This window comes from Collimonas fungivorans (genome assembly GCF_028292705.1).
Taxonomy (GTDB): domain Bacteria; phylum Pseudomonadota; class Gammaproteobacteria; order Burkholderiales; family Burkholderiaceae_D; genus Collimonas; species Collimonas fungivorans_B.
The window spans coordinates 1-11146 of the sequence record NZ_JAQGLV010000008.1 but is presented as its reverse complement, the minus strand read 5'-3'; the positions used below and the strand labels follow the sequence as shown (position 1 = coordinate 11146).

Annotated in this window: 11 protein-coding genes and 1 pseudogene; 1 reads left to right on the top strand and 11 read right to left on the bottom strand. The window is 60.0% G+C overall.

What is annotated here, in order from left to right; genetic code table 11:
• From JWQ61_RS00300 to JWQ61_RS00285, 4 genes and pseudogenes are all read right to left on the bottom strand, one after another.
• Positions 1-143, bottom strand: a pseudogene (locus JWQ61_RS00300) (glycosyltransferase family 1 protein); the annotation flags it as partial.
• Positions 125-1009 carry a UDP-2,3-diacylglucosamine diphosphatase gene (locus JWQ61_RS00295; protein WP_304358743.1) on the bottom strand — a complete coding sequence of 295 codons (885 nt, stop codon included), beginning with the start codon at positions 1007-1009 and terminating at the stop codon, positions 125-127. The pseudogene JWQ61_RS00300 and the gene JWQ61_RS00295, both read right to left, overlap by 19 nt.
• Positions 1006-1773 carry a GNAT family N-acetyltransferase gene (locus tag JWQ61_RS00290; RefSeq protein ID WP_304358742.1) on the bottom strand — a complete coding sequence of 256 codons (768 nt, stop codon included), beginning with the start codon at positions 1771-1773 and terminating at the stop codon, positions 1006-1008. The genes JWQ61_RS00295 and JWQ61_RS00290 overlap by 4 nt, the downstream gene beginning before the upstream one ends.
• Positions 1774-2027: 254 nt before the next feature.
• Positions 2028-2501: a hypothetical protein gene (locus tag JWQ61_RS00285; protein WP_304358741.1), complete on the bottom strand. Its 474-nt coding sequence runs from the start codon at positions 2499-2501 to the stop codon at positions 2028-2030.
• 161 nt (positions 2502-2662) lie between these two features.
• Here JWQ61_RS00285 and JWQ61_RS00280 point away from each other — a divergent pair, with 161 nt between their 5' ends.
• The gene (locus JWQ61_RS00280; protein WP_304358740.1) at positions 2663-3775 is read left to right on the top strand and encodes an ABC transporter substrate-binding protein; all 1113 of its coding nucleotides are present in this window, start codon (positions 2663-2665) and stop codon (positions 3773-3775) included.
• A gap of 39 nt (positions 3776-3814) precedes the next feature.
• On the opposite strand, the gene JWQ61_RS00275 is transcribed toward JWQ61_RS00280, so the two are convergent.
• From JWQ61_RS00275 to JWQ61_RS00245, 7 genes are all read right to left on the bottom strand, one after another.
• Positions 3815-4555 (bottom strand): SDR family oxidoreductase, encoded by a 741-nt coding sequence (locus tag JWQ61_RS00275; protein WP_304358739.1) that lies wholly within the window; start codon positions 4553-4555, stop codon positions 3815-3817.
• A 20-nt stretch (positions 4556-4575) separates the two neighbouring features.
• The gene (locus JWQ61_RS00270; RefSeq protein WP_304358738.1) at positions 4576-6120 is read right to left on the bottom strand and encodes an FGGY-family carbohydrate kinase; all 1545 of its coding nucleotides are present in this window, start codon (positions 6118-6120) and stop codon (positions 4576-4578) included.
• A 7-nt stretch (positions 6121-6127) separates the two neighbouring features.
• Positions 6128-7228, bottom strand: coding sequence for an alcohol dehydrogenase catalytic domain-containing protein (locus JWQ61_RS00265; protein WP_304358737.1), 1101 nt, complete (start codon positions 7226-7228; stop codon positions 6128-6130).
• A 122-nt stretch (positions 7229-7350) separates the two neighbouring features.
• Positions 7351-8319, bottom strand: a complete 969-nt coding sequence (locus tag JWQ61_RS00260; protein ID WP_304358745.1) for an ABC transporter permease — start codon at positions 8317-8319, stop codon at positions 7351-7353.
• Positions 8312-9829 (bottom strand): sugar ABC transporter ATP-binding protein, encoded by a 1518-nt coding sequence (locus tag JWQ61_RS00255; protein WP_304358744.1) that lies wholly within the window; start codon positions 9827-9829, stop codon positions 8312-8314. The genes JWQ61_RS00260 and JWQ61_RS00255 overlap by 8 nt, the downstream gene beginning before the upstream one ends.
• A 77-nt stretch (positions 9830-9906) precedes the next feature.
• The gene (locus JWQ61_RS00250) at positions 9907-10824 is read right to left on the bottom strand and encodes an ABC transporter substrate-binding protein (RefSeq protein WP_304358736.1); all 918 of its coding nucleotides are present in this window, start codon (positions 10822-10824) and stop codon (positions 9907-9909) included.
• Positions 10825-10882: 58 nt separating this feature from the next.
• On the bottom strand, positions 10883-11146 hold a 264-nt coding region (locus tag JWQ61_RS00245; protein WP_304358735.1), incomplete at its 5' end, for an AraC family transcriptional regulator.

Genomic DNA, 11146 nt, shown 5'->3' with positions numbered 1-11146 from the left:
CAGGCGAAGGTCGGGAAATCGTCGGGACTGAGCAGCAATACTTCGTGGCCGTTATGGCGCAGGCAAGCGCTGGTGGCGCGCAAGGTATTGACTACCCCGTTGATCTGCGATTGCCCGGCGTCCGTTACGATGGCAATGCGCATAACTCGCCAACCTTCTTGCCGGACACGGCATTCTTTTGCTGCATGATTTCCTGCCAGGTCACCAGGCGCAGTTCGCCGCTGGCCTCTTCCACCAGCGCCGACAGGCTTTCCACCCAGTCGCCGTCGTTGCAATACTTGATGCCGTTGATGTCGCGGATTTCCGGCTTGTGGATATGGCCGCAAATGACGCCGTCCAGGCCCTTTTTCTGCGCTTCCGCCGCCAGTGCATCTTCAAACGAAGAGATGTAGTTGACGGCGTTTTTCACCTTCAGCTTCAGGTATTGCGAGAGCGACCAGTAAGGCAGGCCGGCGCGTGCGCGCCAACCGTTGAACCACTGGTTGAATTTCAGGATCACGGTGTACAGGCTGTCGCCCACATACGCCAGCCATTTGGCGCAGGCGATGACGCCGTCGAAACGGTCGCCGTGCAGCACCAGCATACGTTTTCCCTGCGCGGTGGTATGCACCAATTCATCGCGGATCCGGATACCGCCAAAGTCCAGATCGATGAATTGGCGCACAGCCTCGTCATGGTTGCCGGGCACAAAAATCACCTCGGTTCCCTTGCGCGCCTTCTTCAGCACCGTTTGCACTACGTTGTTGTGGACCTGGTCCCAGTACCAGCGGCGCTTGAGCTGCCAGCCGTCGATGATGTCGCCGACCAGGTACAAGGTATCCGATTCGGTCGCGCGCAAAAACTCAAGCAGGCGAGCAGCCTGGCAGCCGGTGGTTCCCAGGTGCACATCGGAAATCCAGATGGTGCGGAAGCGGATCGGATCGCGCTTCGTCCCATTCCCGGCGCCAACGCCGTTGCCGGCATTGGCGCCAAACAACGCAGCTTCCAGAAACTGTTCGCCTGGTTTCATGTCGCCCTCGTTTCTTTAAGATAGTGACGCGCATAGCGCTGGTCCAGCTTGGATAAAGGCAGCAGCAGGAAAAAATCGGCGGAGTGGAAATCGGGATCCCAGGCCGGATCGCCGCAGACCCAGGCGCCGCTGCGCAGGTAGCCTTTCAGCAGCGGCGGCATCTGCGCCACGTGGCCGGCTTCGCGCTCATGCACCGGAAACGGCACATGCGGCGTGACGCGGTATTCGGCCGGCGCAAAATTGCCGTGGTCGAGGCCGTGGTACAAGGCCGCGGCGTTATGGCCGCCATCGGCCAGGCTGACGCTGGCGCAGCCCATCAGGTAGTCGCAGCGCTCGCGCCGCATGAAGGCCGCCAGGCCGGCCCACAGCAGCATGATGACGCTGCCGCTGCGGTATTCGGGATCGATGCAGGCACGGCCCGCTTCGGCGATGCTGCTGCGCAGGTTGTCGAGGCGGCCGAGGTCGAATTCCTGTTCCGAGTAATAACGGCCCATGCTTCTTGCCGCGTGCGGGCTCATGACGCGATACGTGCCGACCACGCGCAAGGTATTGGTGTCGCGGACGATCAGGTGATCGCAATAGGAGTCGAATTCATCGCTGTCCAGGCCGTCTGCATTAGCCAGCGCGGAAAGACCCATCGTTTCGATAAATACCTTGTAGCGCAAACGCTGCACTTCGCGCACTTCTTCCGGCGTACTGGCAAGACTAACCGTCAACTTGGAAACACTAGTACTTGCTTCGCCAGGATTCGTTAGTAGTTGCATTCATCGTCCTTTCTGATTGTGACGATGACAAGCCTAACTACCGATTACTTCAAGAAAATGACAAGTTTATTTCGGTTTTGTGACATAGCAACAGTGTCAAAAATATAATTCAAAGAGCCTGAATCCTGCTGTTTTCTGATGCTCCGGAGCCCGTGCCGCGCACAAACAAACAGGGCCCGGATCTGTGCGGCGGCTTTCGCCAACGCACAGATCCGGGCCCTGTTCAGCGCACTGCGCAGTACAAGCGGCCTGTCTTATTTCTCTTTCTTCGGACGGCCCGCTTTCACCGGCGGCAGGCTGGCCACGGCCAGTTTCAGGTTGGCCAGGTCCAGTTCGCGGATCAAGGCAACGCCGACCCGCAGCAGCTCGCTCTTCTTCACTTCCAGGCCGGCTTTCAAGAAGGTTTTCTTGACGTCGCCCAGGACCTGATACTCGTCGGCCGGCATGGTGAAGCTGTCGCGCACCAGCTTGGCTTTCTTTGCCTTGCCCTTTAAATCCGGCAGCGCCTTGATGCTTGGCGCTGGTTTTGGAACCGCTGGCTTGGCGACAGGCAAAGGTTTCGGCAGCGGCTTAGGTAAAGGCTTTGCGACTGTTTTGACTGCAGGTTTGGCAGCTGGCTTCGCTACCTGCTTGGTAGCAGGACGCGCTGCCGGCTTGGTTTTGGCAACGGTTTTTTTCACTGCAATCGGCTTCTTGACGACAGGTTTCACAATTTTACTGGTAACCATTCAACTCTCCATATTTAAATCGTATAAATAATATATACAATTATTCCATTATCAGCAAGGACCGCTTCAACAAAGACAAAAAATTCATCAAGCCGTCACAATTTGCAACCAGAATCGCGACTCCTCCCACGCCATATTTTGACTTTCCGATGAACTTAAACTTGAAACGCTTTTTGTGCAAGTATCTGGCCGCTCTCGCCATGTGCCTGCCGCTGTTGGCAAATGCGGCGGCCGATGCTGTGGTGGTCGGCCAGGCCATCGATCTGTCTGGTCCGAACGCCGACCTCGGGCGCGACTATGTGGCTGGCATCAAGACCTATTTCGATGTGCTCAACGCCAAGGGCGGGATCAACGGCCGCCGCATCCAGTACCTGGTGCGCGACGACCGCGGCCAGGCCGACCTGGCTGTCAAGGAGGTTGCCGAACTGATCACCCAGGCCCGCGTTTCCTACCTGTTCGGCGGCGTCGGCGACGATGTCACCCGCGCCGTGCTGGATTCAGCCGAATTCAAGCGCAGCGGCCTGACGCTGTATGCGCCGCTGGCCGGCGCCGATTACCGGAAAGACGCCAAGGTCCTGTTCTGGCGGCCCAGCTACCAGCAGGAAATCCGCCATATATTTTCCCATTTCGACAAACTGGGCATCAAGGATGTCGGCGTGGTGTACCAGGAATCGGCCGCCACCGCCGACGCCTACCGCCGCCTCGCCGACCAGATGAAGGAAAGCGGCATCAGGCTCAGCGGCACGGTCCATCTGGGCAGCGACCTGGCCAGGATGCGCAGCGAGACGGCGCAGCTGGCCAACGCGAAGCCGGGTTTCGTGATCATGATTGCCGACACCGTGAACGCCGGCGTATTCCTGAAAGAATTCCGCAAACTCGCGCCGCAAACCTTCGTCGCCGGCTCCTCCCTCACCAACCTGACCACGCTGCGCCAGCTGGCAGGCGGCAAAGCCGTGGAGTGGACCGTGTTTTCGCAAGTCGTCCCGAATCCCAACATCGGCAGCTCCTCGATACAGCTCGAGCATTTGAACATGATGCGAAAATACCGCGACGAACCGGTATCGGCATTGACGCTGGAAGGTTTCACCGCGGCCAAATCATGGCAGCGCCTGCTACCGGCCGGCAAACGCACCAGCGGCCAGGCGGAATACGCCATTCCCGGCGGCGGTTTTGACATCGGCGGTTATACGGTGGGCGACGTCGCCGACAGCAACCACCTGTCCAGCTATGTCGACATGGCGCTGTTCAACAAGGCCAGCGGACTCACTTACTGAGCCGGCTCAGCGGCCATTCAGCGGCGCCTCAGTGGCGCCTCAGTGGCAAGTATAGCCACCGTCGACCGGCAAACAGACCCCGCTGATCATCGACGCCGCCGCGCTGAGCAGAAACATGACCGGCCACGCCACTTCCTCCGGCCTGGCGAACCTGCGCAAGGGAATCGCCTGCAATACCGGCGCGCTTTTGGCGGGATCGCTCCAGGCTTGCTCGGCCATCGGCGTCAGCGTCACCGTCGGATTGACGCTATTCACCCGTATTCCCAACGGTCCCAATTCAAGGCACATGGCGCGTGTAATGGCATCCAGCGCGGCTTTGGAAGCACAGTAAGCCAGGTGGTCTTCCAGAGCCACCAACGCCGCCTGGCTGGATACATTGACGATACTGCCCTGGCGCCCTTCCGCAATCATATGCTGCGCGACGTAGCGCGACACCAGCGCCGCGCCGCGGGCATTGACCGCCATCACCCGGTCGAAACTCTCGGCATTCAACTCCAGGCAGGATTCCAGGATGGATATCCCGGAACAGTTGACCAGGCCGTCCAGCTCGTACGAAACCGCCAGAAGCTCCTGCACGGCAGCGCCGTCGGCGACATCCAGCCGCAAGGTTTCGCAGCCGTGGTCGCTGTACAGGCGCTCCAGTTTGTTCTGGTTCTGCCCAACCGCCAGTACTTGCGCACCGCTGCTGCGCAGTAATTTTGCAGTGACCTCGCCAATGCCGCTGGTGGCGCCGGTCACCATGATTCTTTTGCCGTCCAATTGATAGGGAACTGAGTGCATCGTAGTGATCTCGTAAAATATCAGGTTGCCTGCAGTTTTTGCATGATCGGCTTTAACGCCGGATACAGTTCTCGATAGGCCTCGAAGCGGTCGGCATACACCTGGCGTGTCGCGGGATTGGGGCTGGCGCGCGGAACCAGGCTGACCCAGCCCTGCTCCACATCCTGGCGGCCGATCAAGCCGGCCCCGAATGCCGCCAGCAAGGCAGCGCCCAAGGCAGCCTCGACATTTTCCTTGATGGTGTACACCGCATAGCCGGTGATATCCGCGATCATCTGCATCCACACATCGGAATGGCTGGCGCCGCCCACCACCACCAGCCGCTCATCCAGGAAGCGTGCTCCTTTGGCGCCCGCATCCATGTTGTGTTTCAGGGCAAAAGTCACGCCTTCCAGCACCGCCCGATACATGTGCCCGCGGCTATGGAACAGGCTCAGGCCGACAAATGCGCCGCTGGCGCCGGCATCCCACACCGGGCTGCGTTCGCCCATCAGATAGGGCAAGAACAGGACGCCGTCGCAACCCGGGGCGATGGCCGCCGCGCGCGCCTCCAGCAACTGGTGCGGATCGACCTGTTGCCGGCCTGCCTCGGCGATCTCGGCCTGGCAGAACTGTTCGCGAAACCAGCTGACCGACGCGCCGGCGGTAATCGCACCGCCAAAAATATAATTGTCCTGCAAGCCGTTGAAGACATGCGGCATGCTGATCAGTCCATGGCTGGCGTCGGTGTGCTGGTTGAGATAACCCCAGCACATGCTGGTGCCTATCATCGCCACGTGGTTGCCTTCCTTGACCGCGCCGGCGGCAAGGGTCGCGACCGCCGCATCGACGCCGCCCGCCATCAGCGGGATTCCGGCCGGCAGGCCGAATTCCTGCGCCCATTGCGGCAGCAAGCCGCCGACCACGTCGCTCGATTGCAGCAAGCGCGACGGCATCATCTGCACTGGAATTCCCAGCATGGCCATGGTCTCCGGGCACCAATCGCGCCCGACGATATCGTAGACGCCGCCGATGTTGCCGGCGGAACTGTGGTCGACCGCAAGCTCTCCCGTCAGCAGATAATTGATGTAGCTGTTGGGAGGCAGGAAATACCGTGTTTTCTTCCATATCTCGGGCCGCTGGTTTTTGATCCAGAGCATCTTGGTGTAGCCGTAGTAGCTGTCGATGCCGTTGCCGGTGAGCGTGCGCAGGCGGTCGACATCCAGCGTCTGCCTGATCCAGGCAACCTCGTCGTTGGCGCGCCGGTCCATCCAGATCAGGCAAGGATGCAAGGGCTGCATCTCGGCGTCCACCGGAATGCCGGAGCCGCCGTACAGGCTGCTGATACAGATCGCGGCAACCTGTTCCGCAGCAAAACCGGACGCTGCCGCAGCCTGCCGCACGCATTCGCCGATGCACTCGCGCACCGCATCGAACCAGACCTCAGGCCATTGCTCGGCCCACAAGGGCCTCGGGGTATCGACCTGGTAGCCGCGGCTGTGCTGTGCAACGATCTGCCCGTTCGCGTCGACCAGCAAGGCCTTGCTGCTTTGTGTGCCGATGTCGACGCCGATCACATATTTCATGGCTGGTTCAATTTCCTGTCAGGTTGTCTGCGACCGGCCTCAGCAACACCTTGATCGAGGCCACCGAATTGGCCAGCGCAAACGCCTCCTCCCATCGTTCCAGCGGAAAATCATGGGTAACGATGCCATTCGAGGTCACCAGGCCGCGCGCCAGCAGGTCAATCGCAATAGGATAGCAGTAAGGTCCGAGATGCGCGCCGCGCACGTCCAGCTCTTTGCGGTCACCGATAATCGACCAGTCGGCGCTGGTTTCTTTGCCGAACACGCTGAACTCGACGAAACGCCCGAGCTTGCGGATCAGCTGCAAACCCTGGGTGACCCCCATCGGCACCCCCGTGGTTTCGATATACACGTCGCAACCGTAGCCGCCGGTGAGTCCGGCGACGATGGCTTGGGCATCCTGCTTGGTCGGATCGATGACAACATCGGCGCCCATTTTCAACGCCAGGTCAAGACGTTCCTGCACCAGGTCGATCACTACCAGTTTCTTCGGCGTTTTCAGCTTGGCCACCTGCACCATGAGCAGGCCGAGCGGACCGGCGCCGGCGATCACGACGACGTCGTCCAGCTGGATTTCGCCGCGATTGACGGTATGGATGGCGCACGACAGCGGCTCGATGATAGCGGCGTCTTCCAGCGTTATGCCGTCCGGAATCTTGTGCACGATGGCGTTCGGCGGGATACGCATGTAGTCCGCCATGCCGCCATCCGCCACTTCACGCTGGAAACCGAAGATGTTGTGCACCTCGCACATCCAGTATTTGCCCGAAGTGCAAAAGCGGCATTTCCCGCACGGCACGATCTGTTCCGCGATGACCCGGTCGCCCAGTTTGACATCAAAATGTTCATCGGCTCCTTCGCCGAGTTCCGCCACATAACCGAAGAATTCATGGCCGGCCACTACCGGCGGCTTGACCCAGGCTTCCTGGCCTTCGCCGCCCCAGAACATCGCCGCGCCCGAATGGCATTTGCAATCGCTGGCGCAGATGCCGCAGGCGGCGATCTTGATCACCAGCTCGTTGCGCCTGGCCGCCGGCCGTTGAATTTCCTGCAAGCGGTAATCCTTGGGACCGTGGCAAACCACGGCTTGCATCTTTGCGTATTGCATGGTGTCTCCTTTTCAGTAAATGCAACGATTTCAGTCAATGCTCCAGCGCCCGGACGTGCGCGCCCCCGGGCCGATGGCCCAATCGACGCCTGCTCCGGGATGGAAAAATTTGTCCGGGAAATTTAGGCGATGCGGTTTCTTTCCCGGCTGATATAAATAGCCAGCAAAATGATCGCGCCCTTGACCACATTCTGCAGATAAGGCGATACCCCCATCATGTTCAGGCCGTTGTTCAGCACGCCCAGCATCAGGGCCCCGATCAAGGTACCGATGATGGAGCCGCGGCCGCCCGCGATCGAAGTGCCGCCCATCACCACCGCGGCGATCGCATCCAGTTCGAAAGAGATGCCTGCATTCGGCTGGCCGCTCATCAAACGCGATGTCAGCACCAGGCCGGCGATGGAAGCGGTGAAGCCGCTGATCGCATACACCAGCAACTTGTAGCGCGAGACGCGAATGCCGCTGAGCCGGGTCGCCTGCTCGTTGCCGCCGATCGCATAGATATAACGGCCGATTGCGGTGCGGTCCAGCAGCACGTAGGCCATGGCAAACACTAGCAGCATCACCACAATCGGCATTTGCAGGCCCAGCACGTGGCCGCGCCCGAAAATCTCGAACCAGTCCGGCAAGCCGTCGATCGGATAGCCGCCGGTATAGATCAGGGCCAGGCCGCGGGCGATGCCCATGGTGGCCAGGGTCACGATAATCGGCGGCATCTTGCTGTACGCCACAAAAAAACCGTTGGCGATACCGCACGCCAGGCCCGCCGCCAGACCCAGCAGGATCGCCAGCGGCGCCGGCAGGCCCGCCACCATCAGCCCGGCGGTCAGGGTGCCGGACAAGGCCATCACCGATCCCACCGACAGGTCGATGCCGCCGCTCAGGATGACGCAGGTCATGCCGACCGCAATGATGGCGTTGATCGAGACCTGGCGGCCGATGTTGACCAGGTTGTCGACCGACAGGAAGGCATCGCTGGCGACCACCATCGCCAGGCAGACCACGACCAGGCCGATCAGCGGAAACAGCACCGGCCCCGGCAGGCAGCGCGCCAGGGCGGTTCTGAACTGGCTGCCCTGGCCCTTAGGCATACGCAGGTTCTGGACTTGTGGTTGCATGGCGCATTACCTCATTCGCATTGATCGATGGTTGTTCCAGGATTTTCACAATGGCGCCCTGGCGGAATACCGCCACCCTGTCGCACATGCCGACAATCTCAGGGAGTTCGGACGAAATCATGATGATGGCGTAGCCGCCGGCGGTCAGTTCGCGCATCAGCTGGTAGATTTCCGCCTTGGCACCGACGTCGATGCCGCGCGTAGGCTCGTCGAAAATCAGGATCTTGCAATGGTGGTTGAGCCAGCGCGCGATCACTACCTTTTGCTGGTTGCCGCCGCTCAGGTTGACCACCCGGGTCAAGGCGTCCGGTGTCTTCACCCCGAGCTTGCGGATCATCTCGTTCGATGCCTGCAGCTCGTGCTTGCGGTCGATCCAGCGGCCGCTGCCGCTATACTTCGCCAGGTTGTTGATGGACATATTGTCCTTGACGCTGAAATCCAGTATCAACCCTTCCGTCTTGCGACTCTCCGGCAGCAGCCCGATGCCCAGCGCCAGCGCATCGGCGGTGTCGCGCAGCCTGGCCGGCACGCCGTTTACCTTGACCTGCTTCAGGTAACTCGGATTTGCACCGATCACCGCCAAGGCCAGCTCGGTGCGGCCGGAGCCGACCAGCCCGGCAAATCCCAGTATTTCTCCCGCATGCAGGGTAAAGCTGTTGCGCGGACTGTGGCGCGTGATCTGGATAGCCTCGACCTCCAGCGCCATTTTCCTGGCATGTGGCGCCACCGGCTCGGGTTTTGCGGGAAAATTGTTTTCCAGCTTGCGCCCCACCATCATTTCCACCAGTTCATCCTGGGTAATGCCGGCGGTCTCGGCCACGCCGACATTGACGCCGTCGCGCAACACCGTAATGCGGTCGCACACCTGGAATATTTCTTCCAAATGGTGCGAAATGAAGATCATCGCCACACCGCGCCGGCGCAGATCGCGCATGATACTGAACAGGTGTTCGGCCTCGTTCGGCGTCAGCGTCGCGGTAGGCTCGTCCAGGATCAGGATGCGCGCGTCCAGCAGCAAGGCTTTGCCGATCTCGACAAACTGCTGTTGCGCCGAAGTCAGCTGGCCGACCTCGAGCGCCAGGTCGATGTCGATATCGAGCTTGTCGAAAATCTCCTGCGCCTTTCTTTTCATCGCGGTTTTCGACAACAGGCCAGCGGCATTGGTGATTTCCCTGCCGAGAAAAATGTTCTCGACTGCATTCAGGTAAGGAACCAGGTTGAATTCCTGGAAAATGATCGCAATGCCCGCTGCAATCGCATCGTTATAACCGGCGAAACTGCGTTCTTCGCCATCGATCACGATGCGGCCGCGGTCGGGACGGTAAATGCCGCTCAGGATTTTCATCAGGGTCGACTTGCCGGCACCGTTTTCCCCCAGCAGCGCATGGATCTCACCGCTCGCCACCGACAAATCGATCGCCGACAAGGCGTTGACCACGCCGAACTTCTTGGAAATGCCTTCCAGCTTCAGGATTGTCTTCATCATCTGCTTTTGTACCAATCCGGTTTTGATTGGCGGGACCAGGTCCCGCCGTGCGTAGCGGCGGCCGGCCAGTCCGGCTACCAGCTGAAATTCGGGGCCTGTGCCTTATCGATCAGCTTGACGTCGACCGGGATCGTGGCCGGCACGTTGGCGCCCCATTTTTTGGCCAGCGCAATGCCCAGCGCCAGCCGCACCTGGTCGCGCGGATACTGGGCGGCGGTGGCGATGAATTTCGAATTCGGCTTGAGGATCGCCTTGATCGCGTCCGGCGCGCCGTCCACACTCACCAGCTTGACGTCCTTGCCGGACGACTCGATGGCAGACAATGCGCCCAGCGAACCGGTATCGTTAACACTGAACATGCCCTTCAGCTTCGGATTGGCCTGCAAGATATTCTCGGTCACGGTCAATGCCTGGTCGCGCTCCTGCTTGCCGTTCTGGGTGGTGACGATCTTGATGCCCGGGAATTTTGCCAAAGCATCCTTGCAACCGCGCACCCGTTCCAGGATAGGCACCACTGCAATGCCGTCCAGGATCGCCACGTCGCCCTGGCCTTTCAAGTTGTTCGCCAGGTAGGTGCAAGCCAGTTGGCCGGCGTCGAAATTCTTCGAGCCGACAAAGGAATCGACCGGTCCCTGCGCGTTGGCGTCGACCGTGACCACGATCACGCCCTTGGCCTTGGCAGCCTTGACCGCGGACTGGATGCCGACCGAGTCGGTAGGGTTGAGCAGCAGGATATCGATCTTCTTCTGGACCATGTCCTCGACGTCGCTGGTCTGTTTCGAGACATCATGGTGTGCATCGGTGATCACCACCGTGGCGCCTATCGATGCCGCCGCCTGTTCCAGCGCCTGCTTCATCGTGACGAAATAAGGATTATTGATTTCCTGGAAAGACATGCCTATCTTCAGCGGCGCAGCGACCGCTGCACTGGAAACAAGGGTGGCGCCAACAGCGCAAGCGACAAGCCCGGCCATCTTCAATTTCACTATCATTGCTATCTCCATGGTTTTTATTTGAATGCAAAACACTGCCGATGAAACCCTGCTGGTTCTAGACGCTGGCGGTCACAGATAGCCCGGGAAGAACAAGGCTGCGCGACGCCATATTGATTTCCTGGTACTTCCTGAACCTGGACGGAGAAACCCCCTTCTGCTCCAGGAACTGGCGGTTGAAATTGGATACGTTATTGAAGCCGACCTGGAAACAGATGTCGGTGACGCTGGCGTCGCCATCCATCAGCAGTTCGCAGGCAACGTTGATGCGCAGCCGGTTGACGTACTGCACGAACGACATGCCGGTATGCTTGCGGAACGA